Origin of the sequence: Propionibacterium sp. (assembly GCF_047719395.1) — a bacterium.
Taxonomy (GTDB): Bacteria; Actinomycetota; Actinomycetes; order Propionibacteriales; family Propionibacteriaceae; genus Propionibacterium.
In genome coordinates, this window is record NZ_JBDNTB010000028.1 from 11,421 (window position 1) to 32,272 (window position 20,852).

A 20,852-nucleotide genomic window follows, 5' to 3' on the forward strand; every position below is an offset into this window, starting at 1 on the left:
GCGCTCCGGCCTGTTGCAGGCTTGATCTGCCGTCACCGACCGGCCCTCGAATTCCGGGGCATCGTCACATCCATCCGAGGATCACACCGGCCCATGAGCTTCGGCACAGCCACTGCCGGTAGCGTGTCGCCCATGGCAGATCCGCGCGATGAGGAGAGCCGCCGGGAGGACCTGGACTGGCTCTACCACCACGGCGAGGGAGCCGATGCCGCCCGCCAACCCGACCAGGGACGGGTCACCAACATCTCCAACACCGCCGACATCGAGCGCCGCGAACGTGAATACCTGGCCCAGAAGGCGGCACGCCAGCACCGGCAGGACCGACTCCGAGCCGCCCAATCGCACCCGGGCGGCCAGCCGCCCCCCCACCCCCCGCCACGGCCGCTTGCTGATTCCCGGGCTTCGCAAACACCCAAGAGCTATTCACGGCCCCACCCCGCTCCGGCAGGCCCTCGGTTTCCGCCCTCCGCACCGGCTGCGGCCGGCCCCCTTCCGCCCTCGGTGCGAGTACCCCCCAAGCGCCGGCATCCGGTACGGCGCACACTCGTCGCATTGCTCGTCCTGCTGCTGTGCTGGGCCGTCTACATCGTGGCGGTTCCCATCAAGGCGTGGTCGGACATGCCGCAGGTGGACTGGGCACCTGCCGGTACCAGACCCGGAAATCAGCCAGGCACCGCGATCCTGCTGGTGGGCAGCGATTCGCGAAGTGACCTCACGCAGGCGCAGAAGGACGAACTGGGCACTGGCGATGCCGACGGTGGGCGCACCGACACGATCATGATCCTGTACGTGCCCCCGAGTGGGAAGTCTGTGCTGATCAGCGTGCCCAGAGATTCCTATGTGAACATTCCTGGCTACGGCAAGGACAAGATCAATGCGGCCTTCTCCTATGGTGGCCCGCAACTGCTGGTGCAGACCGTGGAGAACTACTCCGGCCTGCGCATCGATGGCTACATGGAGATCGGATTCGACGGTTTCGCGAATGTGGTGGACGCCGTGAACGGTATCAACGTGTGTCTCGACGCCCCCATGGATGACGAGAAGGCCAACATCAATCTGCCCGCGGGCTGCCAGACCCTCAACGGGGACAATGCGCTCGGCTATGTGCGGCACCGCTACGGCGACCCGGAAGGCGATCTGGGCAGGGCCAAACGCCAGCGCGAGGTGGTCTCCAAGGTGGCCGCCAAGCTGAAGAAGCCCAGCACGGTGCTCAACCCGGTGCGCTGGTGGAATGTGAACAAGGCGCTGTCGGGTTCCTTCACCCGCGGCAAGGACACCGGCCCCGGCGTGCTCATCGCCACCGTCAGGGGAATGCTGTCGGTCTCTTCGGGCGGCGGCTACACCGTGCAGGTGCCGGTGGCCGACCCGGCAGGCTGGTCCGATGACGGGACCCAGTCCGTAGTCCTCCTGGACACCGCCAAGTCAGAAGCCATGTTCGGATCACTGGAGAAGGGCGACACCTCCACGATGGGCCAGTACACCAGCTGAGGGACGTCCCATCCCGGCCACCGACAACGATCGGGCTTCAGTTCACCGAACTAGTTCACCTGGCCGCGCACTGCGGCACCCTTGTCCAACGCGGCCTGGCGCAGCGAGTCCTGGAATTCCAGCATCTTCGAGGTCAGCTCGTCGTTCCCGCAAGCCAGGACACGCACCGCCAGCAGACCTGCATTGCGGGCATTGCCGATGGCGACCGTGGCCACCGGCACACCCGACGGCATCTGGACGATCGACAGCAGCGAATCCATTCCTTCGAGATTCTTCAGCGGCACGGGCACCCCCACGACGGGCAGAGGCGTGAGCGCGGCCAGCATGCCGGGCAGATGGGCGGCCCCGCCGGCACCGGCGATGATCACCCGCAGACCACGGCGATGGGCCTGCCGGCCATAGGCCACCATCTCCTCGGGCATCCTGTGCGCGGAGACCACATCGGCCTCGAAGGCCACCCCGAACTCTCCCAGCACATCGGCCGCGGGCTTCATGGTGGGCCAGTCCGAATCCGATCCCATCACAATGCCCACCAAGGGCTGCTGCTCACTCATCCACTCGTCCCCTCGACTTGCTCCCCCTCGGACACGAGGAGGCGCTACTCATTCATCAGGTATGCAGCTGCGCTGCGCGCTCTCGCCTGCACGTCGGCCAGGTCACTGCCATAGCTGGTGACGTGACCGACCTTGCGACCAGGCCTCATGGTCTTCCCGTAGAAGTGCACCTTCAACCCACCGTCGCGGCCGACATGCGCGATGCCGGCGGTGAGATCGGGCCTGCCGCCGAGCACATTGCGCATCGTGCACCAGGGCTGGCGGGCAGTCGGGTCACCCAGCGGAAGGCCCGACACGGCGCGAAGGTGATTCTCGAACTGGCTCGTCACGGCGCCATCGATGGACCAGTGACCCGTGTTGTGCGGCCGCATGGCCAATTCGTTGATCACGACCTCACCGTCACGGCGCTCCATGAGCTCCACGGCGAGCAGGCCGACGACACCCAGCGCCGAGGCGATGTCGCGCCCAAGCCGCTGGATCTCGTCCTGCCGGTCCGGACCGATACCTGGCGCAGGTGTGGTGGTTTCGACGCAGATGCCGTGCTCCTGCACGGTTTCGCTCACCGGATAGCTGACGCACTCGCCCTCGGGAGTGCGCGCCACGATGACCGACAGCTCGCGGGTGAAGTCGACGAATTCCTCGCCGATGATCTCGACGCGCTCGCCCGCACTCACCTCCAGGCTCTCCTGGAAGGGTTCCCCGCAGTCGTCTGGCCCATCGATGCGCCAGACGCCGTGGCCGTCGTAGCCGCCACGAGACTCCTTGGCGATGATCGGCCAGCCCGTCTCGTTGCCGAATGCACGCAGGGCCTCGGCATCGGGGCAGATTCTCCAACGAGGTGAGGGAAGCCCCAGCTCACCGCCCAGCTTGGCGCGCATGAGGGCCTTGTCCTGGGCGTATACCAGTGCCCCGGACCCTGGTCGCACGGCCAGGCCGGTGACCTCCAGTTCCTCCAGAAGACGGGTCGGCACGTGCTCATGGTCGAAGGTGAGGGCGTCCACGGTCGCCGCGAAATCCTTGACGACCTGAGCTTCGGTGTAGTCGCCGACGGTCACGTCGTGCACGACGCGTGCGGCACTGACGTCCGGCCCCTCGGCCAGCAGTGCGATGTTCAGATCCAGGCCGATGGAGGCCTGGTACATCATCCGGGCCAGCTGGCCGCCACCGATAATGCCGACTGTGTGCGCCACATTCACGTGGTCACCCTAGTCGGGGCCAGAGCCGGTCGCCATCCTCCAGAGGGGCGCACAGGCCACCGGGAGACTCATGGGCGCCCCATTCACGTGGTCACTCCAGTCGGGACCAGAGCCGGTCGCCACGCCTCGGATGGGCGCACACGCACCAAGAGACCCGTGGGCCAAATTCGCCATCAGAGCCTGCGGGCACCGTGACATGATGACCGCATGAGCACTCACATCGTGGCAATGGGCGGCGGCGGTTTCTCGATGGCGGCCAATGGTGCACCGACCAGCTTGGACCGATACATCGTCGAGCTGTCGGGCTCTCCCTCACCGCTGGTGTGCTTCGTCCCGACCGCGTCAGCGGATTCCGCTCCCTACATCAACAAATTCCTGATGGCCTACTCCGGCCTCGGGGTGCGAACCATGGTGCTCACGCTGTGGCAAGGTGCCGCAGAATCGGTGGCTCGCTTGCCGGACGCCGATGTATTCGTCGTGGGTGGCGGCAACACCGTCAACCTGCTGGCATTGTGGGAGGCCCACGGCGTGTCGAGGCTGTTCCGCAGGATCGCCCGGGACCGCTCCCGCAATACCGTGTTCAGCGGCCTGTCCGCCGGCGCTGCGTGCTGGTTCGAAGGCTGCCTCACCGACGGCTTCGGGGATCTGCGCGGCTGGCGCGGCGGCCTCGGCCTGCTCTCCGGCAGCTTCTGCCCCCATCTGGACGGCGAGGACCGCGGCGCGATGTACACCCAGACGGTCGCCTCCGGCGTCATCCCCGGTGGCTACGCGGTGGACGATGGTGCGGCGCTGCACTTCGTGGACGGAACCCTCAACAAGATCATCGCGGAACGCGAGGGGCCTCACGCCCTGCACGTCATGCCCAGCAGCGAACCGACGTCAAGCGGTGTGCTGAGCGAGACACTCGTCCCCGAGGTGTTGTGAGCCCGGAACAACCCGGCCGAACCGGCAATGGCCCTGTCAGCTGGCCAGCGAGGACACCAGGCCGCGCACCGCGCGCTCCAGTGCCCCGCACACCGCATCGAAGCTGTCGCCGGCCTCGACCTGGCGCATGCAGGCGGTGAGGATTCCGAAGGTCATCGCTGCGGCGATCTTGGCCTGACCGGGTGCAATCCGCGACCACGGCTCCAGCAGAGCTCCTGTCAGGGAGTGGTGAGCCTGATCCACCGTGTGTGCGGAGCCGGCATCCAGGCGATGCCCTCCCACTCGCATCAGCCAACCGTGGCCGGCCGTGGTGGCCTGCTCCAGATTGGCCCGGGCCCACGCGACAATCTGCTCACCGGGGTCATCTGCGGCATCCATGCTCGTCTGCACTGCGGCGAACCAGGCCGGCATGTATCTCTGCACCACGAGCCCCCGCAGGTCGTCCACCGAGGTGACGTATCGGTAGATGGAGTTGCGAGCCACCCCGGCACGCGCACTCACCGCCGCCGCGGTGAGCTCGCCCGGCCCCTCCTCGCGCAGCACGGCTTCGGCGGCGTCGATGAGTCCGGTGAGCACCATCTCGTGGTGCTCCCGCACTGTGGGTGCGTTGATCCTGGGCATTGACACCTCCGAGAGGGCCCGCTGGGTGGGCAGCTTGGCCTCCACGCTACCCGGCGAGCCGGTTCAGTATCTCGACGAGCTGCTGGCGTGTATCAGGTCGACGAGCAGGTTGTACACGTCCTGCACCTCGGGAATACCGGAGATGGAGACGGATGTGTCAGCGCTGGTCGTGATCCGGATCGTGCCGGACCCTCCGATCCGGTCCAGCAGGCCCCGCGTGTAGGCCACATTGCTGATCCTGTTGATCGGCAGATCCTGTCCGACACGGCGGATGACGCCCGCGCGCAATGTGACGCGGTGCGTGGTGATGGTGTAGCTGGTGGCGGCCCAGCGCAGAAAAGGATTGACGGCGAAGATCACCAGCAGGACCGCGAAGATCACGATGAGGGCGTAACCACCCCATGGTTCGACGAAGCTCGGCAGATTGGCCATCATGACCCCAAAAACCCCGGAGAACAGCATCACGATCCCGATGGGAAGGATCAGCACCCGAGGGTTGGTCCGGAACCGGACGATGACCCGCTCATCCGGCGCGAAGTCCTTGTGCCGGCGCCCAAGCATGAATCCCTCCCAGTGCTCCCAGTGCAAGAACCATTGTGTCAGTCCCGTCGCAGGCCGAGTTCATGCGCCCGTCTCCGGCCGGAGATGCACCACATCGCCGGCAGTGTGCGCCACGCGGTTGCCGGCATCGTCCTCGAGGAGGATCGCGCCGGTGTGGTCGACCCCCACTGCCAGGCCTGGGATGATCGAGCTGCCGGACTGCTCGATGTCGGCGTGCAGATTCACTCGCCGCCCGATCGTGTCGCAGGTCTTCTGGTACTCCTCGCGGATCTCCCCGCGCGGCTGCCAGAGCTCGAACCATCGCTGCAGGCTGGTCAGCACCGCTGCCATCAAGCCCGTCTTGTCATGCGGCAGAGCTGACAGCAACAGCGAGGTGGCGGTGTCCACCGGGAGCTCCGAGACGTCCATGCTCACATTGAGACCCCAGCCCAGCACCGCCTTGTCGCCGACCCGCTCGCAGAGAATCCCGCAGACCTTGCGGCCGTCGATGAGCACGTCATTGGGCCACTTCAGACTGATCCTGCCCGGCTCGGCACGGGTGTAGTTCTGGATGCCGTCCTTGACCGCCATGCCCACCAGCAGGCTCAGCCAGCCCCATTGCCGGGGCGCCGGAGACGGGCGGACGAGCACAGAGGTGGCCACCCCGGTGCCTGGGGTGTCCTGCCACTGACGCTCGAAACGTCCCTTCCCTGCCGCCTGGTGCTCGCTGAGCAGCACCAGCCCGGACGCGGCCCCGGCGCGGGCGCGCGCAGCGAGGTCGTCGTTGGTGGAACCGGTGGCCGACTGCCATTCGATCGGTCCCCAACAGCTGGCGGAACCCAGGAGACGGATGAGTCCGGGGACATCGAGGGGAGGCGTGGACGGCACGGCCGCCACTCTAGCCGTGGCCCGGGAACCGGCTCGACCAGCAATTCCGAGGGGCCGAACCATGTCCTGATCGTCCCGAGGGGCGAATCAGGTTCTGAACGCGTGCGGGCTGTTGCGCCAGCGCATCATCGTCCAACCGGGATCGGTGCACATCCTGGCAACCGCGAGCCCGGACGCCAGTGCCAGCACACCGATGAAGGCATCGGTGCCGAAGCTGATGGCCTGTGCGGTGTTGCCCAGATTGAACCAGTAGAGCGTGCGGTACACCGCGGTGCCAGGAACCATGATCACCGAACCCGGCACGGACAAGGTGATCCGTGCGAACTGCCCGCGATGCGCCAGCAACCATGCCAGCATGCCGACGATGAACCCGCCGAAGAAGCTCGCCGCAGCCGGTGGCATTCCGGCCGCCACCATGGCGAAGCGACAGGTGTTGGCGACCATTCCGGCGGTGGCGGCCCGCAGCATCATGGGCACCGTCGAGTTGAACATCACCGCGAACCCGCAGATCCCGATGAAAGTGCTCACCGCGATGGCGATCCACCACGCGACGCCCTCGAAGTGCTGGCCCGGGGGCAACGGTTCCAGGCCGAAGATGAGGCAGACGGCCCAGGCGCCCGCGCCGGCGGAGATCACCAGGGCTATCGCGTACACGGCCCGCGGCACACCGGCCGTGAGATCGAGCCGGGCAAGGTCGAGCACCGAGGTCATCAGGGGGAAGCCCGGCACCAGGAAGAGGATGGCCGCGACATAGCCGGTGCCGTCGACGTGTTGCAGCGGCGGCCATGGCTGCGCTCGGCACAGCATGGTGATCGCGAGGTAGACCACACAGGCGGTGAAGCCCGAGAGGGCTGCCACCCCGAACTGGTTGGCCTGTCTCTTGGACAGCGTGCGCCGCACCGCCTGGCCGCAACCGGCGCCCACCAGCACCACGAAGGCCTCTTCGAGGCTGAATTTGTTGAGAATGGCGAAGGCTGCGCAGGCAACACCGGCTGCCATCATGTTCACCCAGGGCGGCCACACGGCTCTGACATTGCGGGCGATGTAGTCCAGCCAGCTGTCCAGATAGTTCGCCGAGCAGGTCTCGGGCAGATTCCGGGAGAGTTTCTCGAGCGCCTCGATACGGCTGGCGTCCACGCCCACCCGCGGCACCTCGCGGACCACGGTGCGGAAATTGTCACCGCGATGGGTCGTGGTGGTGATCTCGGTGAGCGAGACAGCGGCGTCATGGCGATCCATTCCCATGGCCTTCGCCGCACGCGCCATGGCGTGCTTGACACGGTAGGCACCGGTGCCGGAACTGAGCAGCATCGAGCCGAGCCGGACGACCGCTTCGGTCCGGTCGACGAAATCCGGGTCGTTGCGCGCATCCATACTCACGGCCAACATTCTGCCCGCGCCCCGGATCGTCCCGTGACAGCACCCATGCTGGGACCGGTCGTGGCGGCTAGTGTTCAGGTCATGCCGACGAATTCCAACACCACCGCCGGAAAGCTGGCTCAGCTGGGCGAGCGCATCGATTCCGCGGTGCATGCAGCCTCCGCGTCGAGCGTCGAAAAGCAGCATGCGCGGGGGAAAATGACAGCTCGCGAGAGGATTCTCGCGCTGCTGGACGAGGGCACTTTCACCGAGATGGATGAATTCAGCCGCCATCGCAGCCATGCCTTCGGCATGGAGAACCATCGGCCCTATGGGGACGGCGTGATCATCGGCGTCGGAGCGATCCATGAACGCCCGGTGTGCGTGTTCAGTGAGGATGTCGGCATCTTCGGTGGCTCACTGGGGCAGTCCCACGGCGAGAAGATTTGCAAGATCATCGACTTCGCGACCAAGACCGGCGTTCCCCTGATCGGGATGAATGAAGGGGGTGGAGCCCGTGTCCAGGAGGGGGTCGCCTCCCTGGCGATGTACGGCGAGATCTTCCATCGCAACACCCTGGCCAGCGGCGTCATCCCGCAGATCTCCATCATCATGGGCGCCGCGGCGGGCGGTCACGTCTATTCGCCGGCGCTCACCGATTTCGTGGTGATGGTCGACCAGACCTCCCAGATGTTCATCACCGGGCCCGATGTCATCAAGACGGTCACCGGCGAGGACGTCACCATGGAGGAACTCGGTGGTGGCCGCACGCACAATGCGATCGCCGGGAATGCGCACTACCTGGCCGCCGACGAGGCCGATGCCATCGAGTACGTTCGCGATCTGGTGAGCTATCTGCCGCAGAACAATCTGGACGACCCACCGGTCTACGAATTTCCCGACGACATCGACGTCCCGATCACCGATCACGATCGCACTCTTGACACGCTCATGCCGGACTCCCCCACGCAGGCCTATGACATGCGCGAGGTCATCCGCACGGTGCTCGACGACGACGAGTTCCTCGAGGTGATGGGGCTGTACGCCGGGAATGTGATCTGCGGCTTCGGCCGGGTGGAGGGACGCTCCATCGGGATCGTCGCGAACCAGCCGCTGCTGTACGCCGGCTGCCTCGATATCAAGGCCAGCGAGAAGGCTGCGCGCTTCGTGCGCACCTGCGACGCCTTCAACATCCCGATCCTGTCCTTCGTGGACGTGCCCGGCTTCCTGCCGGGCGTGGAGCAGGAGCACAACGGCATCATCCACCGCGGTGCGAAGCTCATCTACGCCTACTGCGAGGCCACCGTGCCCAAGATGACCGTCGTCACCCGGAAGGCCTATGGCGGCGCCTACATCGTGATGGGTTCCAAGCACCTTGGGGCGGATGTCAACCTCGCCTGGCCCACCGCGCAGGTCGCGGTGATGGGAGCCGACGGTGCGGTGAGCATCCTGCACCGCAAGAGGATCGCCGCTGCCGAGGACCCGGATGCCGAGCGGGCGCGACTGGTCGAGGAGTACGACCGGGAGCTGTCGAATCCCTATGTGGCCGCCGAGCGGGGATACTTCGACCAGGTCATCTATCCGCACGAGACGCGTTCTCAGGTGATCCGTTTCCTGCGGCTGCTGCGCACCAAACGGGAGTCGCTGCCGCCCAAGAAGCACGGAAACATCCCGCTGTGAGTGGAGCCGGCATGAATCACGAGGACCACGCTGCGAAGCTGCCTGCGGTCCAGGTGGCCAAGGGGGAACCGACCGAGGAGGAGCTGGGTGCACTGAGCGTCGTGCTCGCCGCCGTGCTCGCGGAGTCCCCTGCTCGCGAGAATGAGGATCGTGCACAGTTCAGCGGCTGGAAGTCCTACTGGCGCACCGTGCGACAGCCCCTGATCCCAGGGCGCGAGGCCTGGGGTTCCAGTCTGCGCTGAGTCCGCGGACGACTGGTTCAGCCTTGTCCCACTAGGCTGTGGGCGTGCAGCTGGTTCTTGCGTCCTCCTCCCCCGCGCGATTGGCAACGCTTCGTGGCGCGGGGGCGCGTCCCGTCCCTGTCGTGCCCGACGTCGACGAGACCGCCGCCCTGGGAGAGAGCATCGGCCACCTCACCGCCCGCCTGGCCCAGCAGAAGTGCCGCTGCGTCATCGATGCGCTGAACGAGGAGCACCGTCTGGACGTGCCCTCCGTGGTTCTCGGCTGCGACACGCTGCTGGAGACAGAGGGGCACATCTACGGCAAACCCGGAACACCTGAGGCAGCCATCGTGCGCTGGTACCGGATGAGGGGCCGTCAGGGCATCATCCACACCGGGCATCACGTGGTGGTGGTGCGCGACGGCACACTGCACGAGATGACCAGGGTGGCCACCACGGTCGTCACCTTCGCAGACCTGAGCGATGCCGAGATCGCCCGCTATGTCGCCACCGGGGAACCTCAGGTGGTGGCGGGTGGCTTCACCATCGATGGCTTCGGTGGCCCCTTCATCACCAGGATCGAGGGCGATCCGCACAATGTGGTGGGCATCTCCCTGCCGCTGGTGCGCCAGATGCTGCTCGACCTCGGGGTGGGCTGGTTCGACCTGCTGGGGGATCATCCCCAGAAGGGCTGAACCGCCAGGTGACGGCCCGTGGCGCAGCTACTGGTTCACTCGGCGCAGGGTGAGTCCGGCGACCTGGTCGGACATCGTGAAGGCGCCCTGCCAGCCGGGGGCGCTGAAGATGAGCGAATCGGCACTGCGGGCCGTGATGGTGAAACCCTCGGTCGGCAGCGTCGCCTCCAGATGGTTCAACAGCTCGGCACCCTGTTCCTCGGGCACGACGAGTGTCACGACATTGCTCTGATCCACCGTCTGCTGGAGATACAGGCCGCCGGGAACGCTGAAGTTCTCCGGCGCATGCAGGAAACCCAGCGAGGCGAGGCTCACTCCGGAAGTCGCGCCGGGGGCCGAGCTCCGGGGGAGCTCCGGCGCAGCGGACGTGCCGGGAGAGCTCGTCGCCGTGCCCGGGGTGCTGGCACTCGACACGACAGTACTTGAAGAATGGGCGCCCGTTCCTGACGCGCATCCCGCACCGGCCAGGAGCAGAGCAAGCCCCGTGACCAGGAGTGCTGCCGGACGCAGGATCACAGCGACGCGGCTGCCACGCGGCGTCCGGGGAGGTGAAGGCACGAAGACAGCCTAGAGACCAGGCCCAATGGTCCCCGCCCACACCTGCTGGACAGCACCATTGCCGCGTGGACGGCACAGGGGTGGGACGGCTGCGCAGTCCATCACTGCGATCGCACGACCCGGGCCAACCGGAGAATGCCGAGAGCATCCTGGCCCGCTGCTGCTCTCAGATCCACCCCTTGGTCTTGAAGATCCGGTAGATGGTGACGACGCAGACGACGATCAGCCCTGTGGACACCCACAGCCCCGTCCTCGTCCCGAAGCCGAGGAAGGGCACATTCTGGCCGAACCACCCGGTGATGAGCGTGGGCACGGCGATGATGGCGGCCCATCCGGACAGCTGCTTCATGATCACATTCATCCGCGAGTCCGCCAGCGAGAGGTTCGTCTCGTAGATGCTGGACACCAGGTCGCGGAGCGACTCGGTCCACTCCCCCTCCCGCTGCACATGGTCGTAGAGGTCCTCGTAGTAGCCGCGCAGCGGCATCACCCAGTCCACCAGCTCCTGGGTGCCGCGGATCACCGAGGCGACCACATCGCGCATCGGAAGGCAGACCCGGCGCACCTCGACCAGTTCGCGGCGCAGCTGGTAGGTGAACCGCTGCACATGGCGGGTGCTGGTCTCCTCGTCGAAGAGCAGATCCTCCAGCTCCTCCATCGAGTCGTCGAGCTGCTCGATGACCTCGAAGTGGCCGTCCACCACCACATCGAGCAGGCCATGCAGCAGACCGGGGGTGCCCATCGCGATCAGACCCGGGTTGTCGTCCCACCGCCCGACGACCTGATCAATCCCCCAGCTGGGATCGGTACGCACGGTGACAAGGACATTCGGCAGCACGAAGGCCGAGACGCGGACCGACCTCACCCGCGATTCGTAGTCCTGGGTGTCAGCCAGCTGGAGTGCGTGCACGAGGACGAACCAGCGCTTGTCGTGACGCACAGCCTTCGCGCGTTCGCGCGGCGCCAGCACATCCTCCACGGCATGCAGGTCGAAACCGAGTTGCTGGGCGAGTTCTCGGAGTTCATCGGCCGTGGGGTCGAGCAGATCGAACCAGACCAGATTCCCGTTCGTCCCCATCCGTTCGGACAGCGCACGCAACGGGAAGTCCTGTTCGACGAGCGCGCCCTCGCGCCACACCCGGCTCCGTGTCGTCGCCATCGCGCTGTTTCCTCCTGGAGTCAATGCACCCCGCTCCCCAGCATGGCGGCGGACCATAGGATCGACGGTGTTGCCACCGAGCTTTGGAGGACCATGCCGACACCCGAGTTCATCGTGAACCTACGCCGGTACATCGGCCACGGGCCACTGTGGTTGCTTGGCAGCTCCACCGTCGTGCTGAGAGAACAGGGCAACTCGACGCAGGTGCTGCTGGGACGCCGGGCTGACAACGGCAATTGGACCACCATCGACGGCATCGTCGAGCCGGGTGAACCGCCGCAGGTGGCCGCAGCACGGGAGTGCCTGGAGGAGACGGAGCTGGAGGTGTCCATCGAGCGGCTGGTGATGACCGGCGTGGTGGGCCCGATCAGCTATGCCAACGGCGATGTCTGCTCCTTCGTGGACCACTGCTACCGGGCCCATGTGGTGAGCGGTTCCACCGGTACCGGGGACGGCGAGAACTCCGCGGTGCGCTGGTTCGGCCTGGATGGCCTTCCCGGCGGCATCACACCGGTCTCGCGCCGAAGAATCGAGGTGGCAGTCGCCAACGCACCCGAGGTGGTGCTGGCCGGCAACTATGAGCTCGGCTGATTCCGCTGGACCCGGCTTGCCCCGGGCAGCCGGAATTGCGCTCCTAGACTGACCCCCATGCCTGAAGGTCATGTCCTGCACCGCCTCGCACAACGCATCGATGAGGTGTTCGATGACCACATCGTGCAGGTCAGTTCACCGCAGGGACGCTTTGCCGAGTCGGCGGCGCTGGTTGACGGTTCGAGGGTGACGCGAGCCGAGGCCTGGGGCAAGCATCTGTTCATCGGCTTCGATGCCGGGACCCCCACCGATGTGCTGCACATCCACCTCGGGTTGATCGGCAGGCTCTCCATCACCCCCACCGCACCGGCGATCGGCCAGGTGCGGGTGCGGATCAGTGATTCCCAGTGGGCTGCGGACCTGCGCGGCCCGCAGCTGTGCCGGCTCATCACTCCTGGTGAGAAGGCAATCGCCACCACTGCGCTGGGTGCGGATCCGTTGCGTGCAGATGCCGATCCGGAGAAGACCTGGGCCCGGGTCCATCGATCCAAGCGCCCGATCGCCGCGCTGCTGATGGACCAGTCGCTGTTCGCCGGGGTGGGAAACATCTACCGGGCAGAGGTGCTGTTCCGCAATGGCATCGATCCGCACTGCCCCGGCAATCTGTTCACCCGGGCGAGCTTCGATGCGGTGTGGGCCGACCTCGTGCAGATGATGGCGCTGGGCGTGCGCGATGGCCGCATCGACACCGTGCGCCCAGAGCACATGCCGGAGGCGATGGGCCGGCCGCCACGCATCGACGCCCACGGCGGCGAGGTCTACGTCTACCGCCGCGCCGGACTGCCCTGCCTGGTCTGCAATGCCCCCGTGCGCGAGGAGCTGCTGGCCGCGCGGCGGCTGTTCTGGTGTGAGAACTGCCAGCATCAGCGCTGAGCGAAACCCCTTGTCGCGGCCGCATCGCGTCGTCGATCGGGAGACACCCGTGTGCGTGTCGCCGGTTGTGCCCCTTTCACGGGAGCACGTATTCGCCATGTTGCCCTAAACTCCATTTCAGCGCTGTTCCGTAGTGCCGCGCGGCCCGTCCCGAGTCGGCGCGATCTGTCTTGAGGAGGAACCCGTGGTGAGTGCCGAGCCCGCTCGAACCATCTCCAAGGTGCTCGTCGCCAACCGTGGTGAGATCGCCGTCCGTGTCATCCGGGCGGCCAAGGACGCCGGGATGTCCAGCGTTGCCGTCTATGCCGATTCCGACTCGGCCTCGCTGTTCGTCCACCTCGCCGATGAGGCCTTCGCACTCAACGGCTCCACGCCAGCAGAGACCTACCTCGACATCGAGAAGATCATCGCCGTGGCGCAGCGCAGCGGGGCGGACGCAGTGCATCCGGGCTACGGCTTCCTGTCCGAGAACGCGGACTTCGCACGGGCAGTCATCGACGCCGGGCTGATCTGGATCGGGCCGCCGCCCCAGGCCATCGAGAAGCTGGGTGACAAGGTCACTGCCCGTCACATCGCGCAGAAGGTCGGTGCCCCGCAGGTCCCGGGTACTCCCGACCCGGTGAAGGACGCCGACGAAATCGTCGACTTCGCGAAGGAGCACGGCCTGCCGGTTGCCATCAAGGCCGCCTTCGGCGGTGGCGGACGCGGCCTCAAGGTGGCACGCACCATTGAGGAGATCCCCAGACTGTTCGACTCGGCCGAACGGGAGGCAATCACCGCCTTCGGCCGCGGCGAGTGCTTCGTGGAGCGCTATCTCGACAGGCCCCGCCATGTCGAGACCCAGTGCCTGGCCGACGAATTCGGCAATGTCGTGGTGGTGTCCACCCGCGACTGTTCCCTGCAGCGCCGCCACCAGAAGCTCGTCGAGGAGGCGCCCGCGCCCTTCCTCAGTGCTGAGCAGATCGAGCGGCTCTACGAGTCGTCCAGGGCCATCCTCAAGGAGGCCGGTTATGTGAGCGCCGGCACCTGCGAATTCCTGGTGGGCCAGGACGGCACCATCAGCTTCCTGGAGGTCAATACCCGCCTGCAGGTGGAGCATCCTGTCACCGAGGAGGTCAGCGGGGTGGATCTGGTGCGCGAGCAGTTCCGGGTGGCCTGCGGTGGGCGTGTGGACTACCCCGATCCTCCGTCGGAGGGACATTCCTTCGAGTTCAGGATCAACGCCGAGGATCCCGGCCGTAATTTCATGCCGGCACCCGGCACCCTGACTCGCTTCCGCCCGCCCTGCGGGCCCGGAGTGCGGGTCGACGAGGGCTACAAGCGTGGCATGAGCGTGCCAGGGGCCTTCGACTCCCTGGTGGCCAAGCTGGTGATCTCCGGCCCGGATCGCCAGGTCGCGCTGGAACGTGCTCGCCGTGCCCTGGCCGAGCTTGAGCTGGATGGCATGCCCACCGTGATCCCCTTCGACCGCGTCGTCGTCGAGGATCCGGCGTTCACGGCCGCCGATGGCCATTTCGGGGTGTTCACCGACTGGATCGAGACGGAGTTCGACAACCAGATCGAGCCCTATTCCGGAGAGCTGGGCACCGCCGATGAGGCCACCGAGCGTCAAAGCGTCGTGGTGGAGGTCAATGGGCGGCGACTCGAAGTGAAACTGCCAGCAGGGCTGCAGGCGGGGGCTCCCCGGGCCGCCAAGCTGCGCAAGCCCACCAGGCGCGGACGCGGCGGTGCGAAGGTCACCGAGGCCAGCGGAGACGCGCTCACCTCGCCGATGCAGGGCACCATCGTGAAGACCTCGGTCACCGAGGGCCAGCATGTCGAGGAGGGCGAGACGGTGATGGTGCTGGAGGCCATGAAGATGGAGCAGCCGATCGCGGCGCATCGCTCCGGGATCGTCCATGACCTCGTCGAGGCCGGCACCCCGGTGTCCAGCGGCGACGTGGTGGCACGGATCGCCGAGGCCTGATCCGTCGGCGGTGCGCAGCGAATCGCCCTCAGCGGCGCGTGTGACGGCGGGCTCCTACCGGCCCAGCGAAGATCCTGCCAAGTGGCGGGGTCACGCGGTGCTGGAGATCCCGGTGCCACAGCTGGAATCCTTCGTGCGGTCCAGAACCGAGTTCTACGACCCGGCCCTCCTCAGCGCCGACCCGCGATTCTGCCATGCGCACATCACCTTGCTGGCGCCGCTGTTCGAGCTGCCTTCCGAAGTGCGGGTGCAACAGGTCGTCAGCCGTCTGTCGTGCTTCGATTTCCAGTTGGCGCACATGGATGTCTTCCCCACCGGCATGATCCATCTGCGCCCCACTCCCATGGAACCCTTCCAGCACGCTGTCGATGCCCTGCAGAAGGCTTTTCCGGAGGTCACCCCCTATGGCGGCCCGCACCCGGTGCCCCACCTGAGTCTTGACGTGCTGTCCGACAGCGTCACCCTCCGGTCGACCCGGCGGCTGGTGGGCAGACTGGTGCCTGCGGACTGCCGGGCCGAACACGTCGACCTGTGCTGGTACGAGTCACAGCGCTGCGCCGTGGTGGAGCGCTGGACGCTTCGCTGAGTGATCGCGTTGCCTCACCTGCCCCGCGTGCGGGCAGCAGTCGCGGATGGGGCCGTTCAACGGGCCGGATCGGGTGCCACCGGAACCGAACCGGTGCGTGCCGCTTCGGTGAGCTTCTCGAAGTCCTCCTCGGACTTGTCCGCATAGCTCTCGGCGAAGTCGACGATCGCCGTCCGCAGCGGCTTCCCGCCCCCGATGTAGCTGACAACGCTGCCGAGGGTGGGGCTCTGTCCGTGCGCCCGGGCGAGCAGCAGGGCACAGGCCCGGCCGTACTCGCCGAAGACCTCCTCGTCCATCGAATCGACGTCGACGCTGCCCTTCATGTCGTGGAACTGACGGATGTAGTAGTCGTGTCCACCCGAACGAACGGCGCCGAGGAAGGGATCGGAGACGCCCTGGAGCATCTTCTGCCCGCCGACCACCCGTGCTCCCTGGCCCAATTCACTCACGAACCGGGCGAGGGGCTCGGGCTGCTCCTGGTGGCCCCACGTGGTGAGGACGGAGGCCGTCGCCTCCTTCACCTGGAGGATCAGCGCCTCGCCGGTCGGGCCGATGAGAAGGGCGATGTAGCAGCGCGTCCCGATACTGCCGACACCCACGACGCGCCTGGCCACGTCGAGAAGCCGGAACTGTGAGAGCAGCAGCGCGATGTCCGGCTCGAGGCCGGCCAGATAGGTCAGGATGGTCTGGCGCAGCTCCGACTCATTCTCCTCGCCGACGTGGGTGAGGACGGGCGGGTCGTCGCGGAATCGCAGGTTTCCCTGCGCATCGATCTCGGTGAGGCGGCGCGCGGCCCGCTTCGAGGTGCGCTTGCGTGCCCGCCGGGTTGTCTCGTCGATGACCTGACGCAGGGCCGGGGAGACGCGGGATTCCATGAGCTCGGGCTCGACGTGCAGGTGGTATCGCTCCATCACGCCCAGTTCGATCAGGTCCCGGACCCCGGAGATGTACTGGTCGACCGCGCTCACTGCCGACTCGCGCACCGACTGGGCGGAGTAGCCGGCCTGGCGTCCGCCGACGACCAGGCTGGCCACCAGGCGCTTGAGATCCCACTCGAAGGGCGAGACGGCTGTCTCGTCGAAGTCGTTGAGGTCGAAGACCAGGTCGCGTTCGGGGGAGGCGTACAGACCGAAATTGGAGATGTGGGCGTCACCGCAGGAGATCACCGGGAGATTGGTGTGCGGGGAGGCGGCGAGATCGGCGGTCATCAGCGCGGCGGAGCCACGGAAGAAGGAGAACGGATCGGTCAGCATCCGCGCGAAGCGTAGCGGCACGAGATCGGCGACCCGGCTCGTGTTCTGCTCGGTGAGGATGTCGACAGGGTCCTCGGTGCTGGGTGTCAGGGAGGCGAGGCTCGAGCGCGGAATGTCCTTGCGCTGACGTCTCCCCCGCTCAGCCCATTCGTCGCTGGTCAGCTGCTGAATCATCGTCAACGTGTCGTCCACCCGGTCAGTATGCTCCCTCGCACGCTCGCGGTGGGTGGTTCACGGGCGATCTGGGGCCGCAGAGCCGCCTCGCCGTCGAATCGGACGACCTGGACGCTCAGCGGAAGCCGAACAGCGGCGGGAACGGCACGGGGACGCCGAGCAGCCCTTCCAGGGTGTCGGCCACCGCGCGCCACTGGGCGGCCTGCCCGATCAGCTCCGGCCGCCCGCCCGTGGTGGTCGCGCAGTACTTGCGGCGGCGTCCGTTGGGGGCCTCGCCCCACTTCGCGGAGATGAAACCCTGCCTCACCAGGCGATGCAGAAGGGGGTACTGCCAGGGAAGCCATGCACCCGTCGGGCCGTCAGGCCGGGCATGGGCACCATCGGCAGGTGCGGGTGGCTCCGGGGCCGGCAACCAACCGGGGACCGTCCCTTCCGCCCGCCGCGAACTGAAGACGTCGGCGCAGAGCGTGGTGGTTCAGTGAGGGAATCCAGGGCTTCCGGTTCACCCGGGGCCAGGACACCCTGAAAGGCGGCTCCCATGAGCTCTCCCATTCCCCCGGCAGGCGCCGACCACTATCCGGCGCGACTCCAGGTGGCCTACCCGGAGCGACTCAATCGCCTCACCAGCTTCTTCCGACTGCTGTGGATCATTCCGATCGCCATCGTGCTGTCCGCCCTGTCGGGGACCGCCACGTCCACGGTCAGGGTGGTCAACGAGAACGGGGAGGTGCTTTCCCGCAGCAGTGACACCGCAGGCGGGATCGTCGTCGGCCTGTTCCTCGCAACCCTTCTGATGATCCTCTTCCGACAGCGCTACCCCCGCTGGTGGTTCGACTTCGCCTTGCAGTTCCACCGGTTCTCGACACGAGTGGCCGCATACGGCGCGCTGCTCACCGACCGCTATCCGTCCACGGAGGACGAGCAGTCAGTCCACCTCGACCTCGACTACCCCGATGCCCGGCGTGATCTCAACCGTTGGCTTCCGCTGGTCAAGTGGATACTGGTCATCCCCCATCTCGTGGTGCTGTTCTTCCTCTGCATCGGTGCCTGGGTGGCGATCATCATCGCGTGGTTCGCGATCCTGTTCACCGGGCGCTACCCGCGCGGACTGTTCGACTATGTCGTGGGGGTGGGCCGCTGGGCGCTGCGCGTGAACGCATATGCCGGGCTGCTCATCACCGACAGATATCCCCCGTTCCGGCTGAGCTGAACGCCACGCCCGTTGCGCTTCATCGGCCCTGAGCGGCACAGCCGGTCCTGGGCAGCCGGAATTGATCTGGCCCAACGCCCTCGTCGTGGTGCCATCAAGCGCCTGGTCCTCTTTCCCGCCAGATGGCGCACTTGGAATCGTCTGCATTCCCGTCGTGGAAATTCGGGTGACGGGCATACCTGTGTCGCAATGTTCAGACGTTGCGCCGAACCGCTCCCCACAGGATGGAGCAACGTCGGGAAAATGGGAGAGTCTCTCGCGCTACCCTCGGAGGATGGAGAGCAAGGAGCCGGGATTCGGCGCGGCCCGCGCCGAGACGATTCGTTATCACCGCGACTTCTACTCGGCTCACGAGCTCGGCCAGCCAGGCACGTGGCTCGCGCATCCAGAACCTTCGGTGGTCCGCGCGATAGCGGCCGTTCGGGATGACCGGCCAGTGGTCGCCTATGACCTCGGTGCAGGTGTCGGGCGCCACACGATTCCGATGCTCCTGATGCTGCCCCCGAAGTCGACGGTCGTTGCCGTCGATCTTCTGCCGGATGCTCTCGAGGATCTGCGGTCCAATGCCCCCGAATCGTCGTCGAGGCTTGTCACTGTCCCGGCAGACCTCGTGGAGTTCCGGTTCGACGTGCCCGCCGATCTGGTCGTCGCCTTCTCCACGATCGAGCACCTTCCCGAACGGGCAGCCATCCGGGCTCTGCTGGGCAGGATCGCTGCGGCCACCGCCCCCGGTGGCATCGTGCAGCTCGGCCTCGTCTGTGACCGATACGAAATTCACAGCGACGGGCACCACACTCCGGCCTTCCTCGAGACTGACTTGTCGGCCGAGCAGGCGACAGCAGCCGTGGCTGCCGCCTTCACAGCCTTCGACACGATCGACCAATCCGAACGGCAGACCCACGTGGCGGAAAGTCGGGATGGCGACAAGTATGAATTGGCGTCCACACTCGTGTCAGTCACACTGCGGCACCAGTAGGCAGGAAAGGACCGCCGCCGGAGGCACGAAGTGCCCGCTGCCGGCGCTCGGGAGCACTGTTTGCCGGGGAGTCGGTGAATGCCAGTTCAGCGGGATATTCGTCTGCCGAGGACGTACCCACGCGCCTCGCCGGTTCGGCCCATCGCACGCGCGGGATGGGCTGCCCAACATCGCCGGGGTGTACGAGCACCTTGTCCTCTGAGCACGGTCCTCTGAGCACGCCCGCGGATGAGGCGCCATGACGCCGTTGCGGTACAGGCCGGGTGTGGGAGCATGTCCGATGTGCCAGTCACCCGTGAGATCGTCGATGACGTGGCTGCCATCCGCGTCGCACCGTCCAGCACGAACGACCGGCATCAGATTGCCTTGTTCCTGCCCTACCTCGGAGGCACGAAGGAGGACGTTGCTGACGCCCTTGTGCGGCTTGCCGACAACGGCTTCACCGCGATCAGCTTCGACCCGTGGCGTCTCGGCGAGCGGGGCGATGGAAACGACCGGGACGTCATCACCGAGGTGTTCTCCCACTTCCGGCGGAACATGTGGCCGATCCTCGGGCACACCACCCTCGACGCCATGCACCTGCTCGACTGGGCCGTCGAGCACTTCGACGTGCGTGCCGATGCCGTGGTGGCAGGGGGCCTGTCGATGGGCGGTGACATCAGTGTCGCCCTCGCGGGCATCGACCGCCGGGTCACCCGCGTTGCCGCAGTGGGTGCGACACCCGAGTGGACGCGTCCCGGCATGACACGCGTTGGGGAAGCTGACGATGTCATCGATCAGGGCGAGGCCACACCGTTCGGGGCGTGGCTCTACGACCAGCTGAACCCGGCGAGTCACCTGCACCGCTACGCGCGCGACCTGGCCATTGACTTCGAACTCGGTGAGCGCGACACCCACGTACCCCCCGCGTCTGCCGTGGCATTCCGCGGCTCCCTCACCACGACTGCCCCGGCAACCGCTGAACAGATGCGCGTGGCTCTGCACCCAGGCTTCGACCACCTGGACGTGGTCCGCGACTCCGACGTACTGACCGCAGCCCTGGCCTGGATGTCCCAGCCCTGAGGAACACCATCGGCCTGCACGAATTCTGGGGCCCGGGCTTCCCCCGGTGTCATCGCTCCTGCTCCCGTGGCGGTCTGGCTCGTGACCTGACGTGGCACTCGAATTGTCCACGACGGCACCGGGCTTTTCCCGTCCGAGACGCCCTGTTCCGTTGCACTCCTGGCTCTCAGGGCCAACGCGGATCACGGAAGTCACGGAAAGAACCCGCGATGGGACATGAAGTGGGGGGGGGGGGGGGGGGGGGGGGGGGGGGGGGGGGGGCGGGCGGGGGGGGGGGG

22 protein-coding genes are annotated in these 20,852 nt (G+C 66.7%); 12 read left to right on the forward strand and 10 right to left on the reverse strand.

The genetic code is table 11. The annotated features are described in order from the left end of the window. Positions 1–132: 132 nt before the first annotated feature. Positions 133–1,488, forward strand: coding sequence for an LCP family protein (locus ABF648_RS06510; protein ID WP_415631486.1), 1,356 nt, complete (start codon positions 133–135; stop codon positions 1,486–1,488). 50 nt (positions 1,489–1,538) lie between these two features. Here the strand turns inward: ABF648_RS06510 and purE are convergent, their stop codons facing one another. Together purE and ABF648_RS06520 are read right to left on the reverse strand one after the other, a co-directional pair. Next, positions 1,539–2,042: a 5-(carboxyamino)imidazole ribonucleotide mutase gene (gene purE / locus ABF648_RS06515; protein WP_415631487.1), complete on the reverse strand. Its 504-nt coding sequence runs from the start codon at positions 2,040–2,042 to the stop codon at positions 1,539–1,541. Positions 2,043–2,086: 44 nt separating this feature from the next. Then, positions 2,087–3,238 (reverse strand): 5-(carboxyamino)imidazole ribonucleotide synthase, encoded by a 1,152-nt coding sequence (locus ABF648_RS06520; protein WP_415631488.1) that lies wholly within the window; start codon positions 3,236–3,238, stop codon positions 2,087–2,089. 207 nt (positions 3,239–3,445) lie between these two features. Between ABF648_RS06520 and ABF648_RS06525 the strand changes: the two genes are divergently transcribed. Further along, the gene (locus tag ABF648_RS06525) at positions 3,446–4,162 is read left to right on the forward strand and encodes a Type 1 glutamine amidotransferase-like domain-containing protein (RefSeq protein WP_415631489.1); all 717 of its coding nucleotides are present in this window, start codon (positions 3,446–3,448) and stop codon (positions 4,160–4,162) included. Between the two features lie 36 nt (positions 4,163–4,198). Here ABF648_RS06525 and ABF648_RS06530 read toward each other — a convergent pair whose 3' ends face one another. The 4 genes from ABF648_RS06530 to ABF648_RS06545 form a co-directional block, all read right to left on the reverse strand. After that, entirely contained in the window at positions 4,199–4,783 is a 585-nt protein-coding gene (locus ABF648_RS06530; protein WP_415631490.1) for a TetR/AcrR family transcriptional regulator, read from the reverse strand. Positions 4,784–4,846: 63 nt separating this feature from the next. Beyond that, positions 4,847–5,344, reverse strand: coding sequence for a PH domain-containing protein (locus tag ABF648_RS06535; protein ID WP_415631491.1), 498 nt, complete (start codon positions 5,342–5,344; stop codon positions 4,847–4,849). Between the two features lie 60 nt (positions 5,345–5,404). Next, positions 5,405–6,211 carry a biotin--[acetyl-CoA-carboxylase] ligase gene (locus tag ABF648_RS06540; RefSeq protein ID WP_415631492.1) on the reverse strand — a complete coding sequence of 269 codons (807 nt, stop codon included), beginning with the start codon at positions 6,209–6,211 and terminating at the stop codon, positions 5,405–5,407. Between the two features lie 87 nt (positions 6,212–6,298). Further along, on the reverse strand, positions 6,299–7,585 hold the full coding sequence (locus ABF648_RS06545; RefSeq protein ID WP_415631508.1) for a threonine/serine ThrE exporter family protein: 1,287 nt from the start codon (positions 7,583–7,585) through the stop codon (positions 6,299–6,301). An 87-nt stretch (positions 7,586–7,672) separates the two neighbouring features. On the opposite strand from ABF648_RS06545, the gene ABF648_RS06550 reads away from it, so the two are divergent. From ABF648_RS06550 to ABF648_RS06560, 3 genes are read left to right on the forward strand one after another with little or no spacing between them, the layout of a single operon-like run. After that, entirely contained in the window at positions 7,673–9,250 is a 1,578-nt protein-coding gene (locus tag ABF648_RS06550) for an acyl-CoA carboxylase subunit beta (RefSeq protein ID WP_415631493.1), read from the forward strand. A gap of 11 nt (positions 9,251–9,261) precedes the next feature. After that, on the forward strand, positions 9,262–9,492 hold the full coding sequence (locus tag ABF648_RS06555) for an acyl-CoA carboxylase subunit epsilon (protein WP_415631494.1): 231 nt from the start codon (positions 9,262–9,264) through the stop codon (positions 9,490–9,492). Positions 9,493–9,530: 38 nt separating this feature from the next. Beyond that, positions 9,531–10,166 (forward strand): Maf family protein, encoded by a 636-nt coding sequence (locus tag ABF648_RS06560; protein ID WP_415631495.1) that lies wholly within the window; start codon positions 9,531–9,533, stop codon positions 10,164–10,166. A gap of 27 nt (positions 10,167–10,193) precedes the next feature. Here the strand turns inward: ABF648_RS06560 and ABF648_RS06565 are convergent, their stop codons facing one another. Beyond that, positions 10,194–10,481, reverse strand: a complete 288-nt coding sequence (locus tag ABF648_RS06565) for a hypothetical protein (protein WP_415631496.1) — start codon at positions 10,479–10,481, stop codon at positions 10,194–10,196. 409 nt (positions 10,482–10,890) lie between these two features. Next, complete coding sequence (locus tag ABF648_RS06570) at positions 10,891–11,883, reverse strand: magnesium transporter CorA family protein (RefSeq protein ID WP_415631497.1); 993 nt, start codon at positions 11,881–11,883, stop codon at positions 10,891–10,893. Positions 11,884–11,976: 93 nt separating this feature from the next. Between ABF648_RS06570 and ABF648_RS06575 the strand changes: the two genes are divergently transcribed. The 4 genes from ABF648_RS06575 (at position 11,977) to ABF648_RS06590 (ending at position 15,899) form a co-directional block, all read left to right on the forward strand. Further along, complete coding sequence (locus tag ABF648_RS06575) at positions 11,977–12,474, forward strand: NUDIX hydrolase (RefSeq protein ID WP_415631498.1); 498 nt, start codon at positions 11,977–11,979, stop codon at positions 12,472–12,474. Between the two features lie 57 nt (positions 12,475–12,531). Continuing rightward, positions 12,532–13,347, forward strand: coding sequence for an Fpg/Nei family DNA glycosylase (locus ABF648_RS06580; protein ID WP_415631499.1), 816 nt, complete (start codon positions 12,532–12,534; stop codon positions 13,345–13,347). Between the two features lie 187 nt (positions 13,348–13,534). Next, complete coding sequence (locus ABF648_RS06585; RefSeq protein WP_415631500.1) at positions 13,535–15,313, forward strand: acetyl/propionyl/methylcrotonyl-CoA carboxylase subunit alpha; 1,779 nt, start codon at positions 13,535–13,537, stop codon at positions 15,311–15,313. A 112-nt stretch (positions 15,314–15,425) separates the two neighbouring features. After that, positions 15,426–15,899, forward strand: coding sequence for a 2'-5' RNA ligase family protein (locus tag ABF648_RS06590; RefSeq protein ID WP_415631501.1), 474 nt, complete (start codon positions 15,426–15,428; stop codon positions 15,897–15,899). 56 nt (positions 15,900–15,955) lie between these two features. On the opposite strand, the gene ABF648_RS06595 is transcribed toward ABF648_RS06590, so the two are convergent. Both ABF648_RS06595 and ABF648_RS06600 read right to left on the reverse strand, forming a co-directional pair. After that, a complete protein-coding gene (locus ABF648_RS06595) occupies positions 15,956–17,344 on the reverse strand; it encodes a DUF2252 domain-containing protein (RefSeq protein WP_415631502.1) in 1,389 nt (462 codons plus the stop codon). Positions 17,345–17,441: 97 nt separating this feature from the next. After that, positions 17,442–17,738 carry a helix-turn-helix transcriptional regulator gene (locus ABF648_RS06600; RefSeq protein WP_415631503.1) on the reverse strand — a complete coding sequence of 99 codons (297 nt, stop codon included), beginning with the start codon at positions 17,736–17,738 and terminating at the stop codon, positions 17,442–17,444. A gap of 126 nt (positions 17,739–17,864) precedes the next feature. Here ABF648_RS06600 and ABF648_RS06605 point away from each other — a divergent pair, with 126 nt between their 5' ends. From ABF648_RS06605 to ABF648_RS06615, 3 genes are all read left to right on the forward strand, one after another. Then, on the forward strand, positions 17,865–18,536 hold the full coding sequence (locus tag ABF648_RS06605) for a DUF4389 domain-containing protein (protein ID WP_415631504.1): 672 nt from the start codon (positions 17,865–17,867) through the stop codon (positions 18,534–18,536). A 274-nt stretch (positions 18,537–18,810) separates the two neighbouring features. Beyond that, on the forward strand, positions 18,811–19,512 hold the full coding sequence (locus tag ABF648_RS06610; RefSeq protein ID WP_415631505.1) for a class I SAM-dependent methyltransferase: 702 nt from the start codon (positions 18,811–18,813) through the stop codon (positions 19,510–19,512). Positions 19,513–19,785: 273 nt separating this feature from the next. Beyond that, positions 19,786–20,574, forward strand: a complete 789-nt coding sequence (locus tag ABF648_RS06615) for an alpha/beta hydrolase family protein (protein WP_415631506.1) — start codon at positions 19,786–19,788, stop codon at positions 20,572–20,574. Positions 20,575–20,852 lie beyond the last annotated feature (278 nt).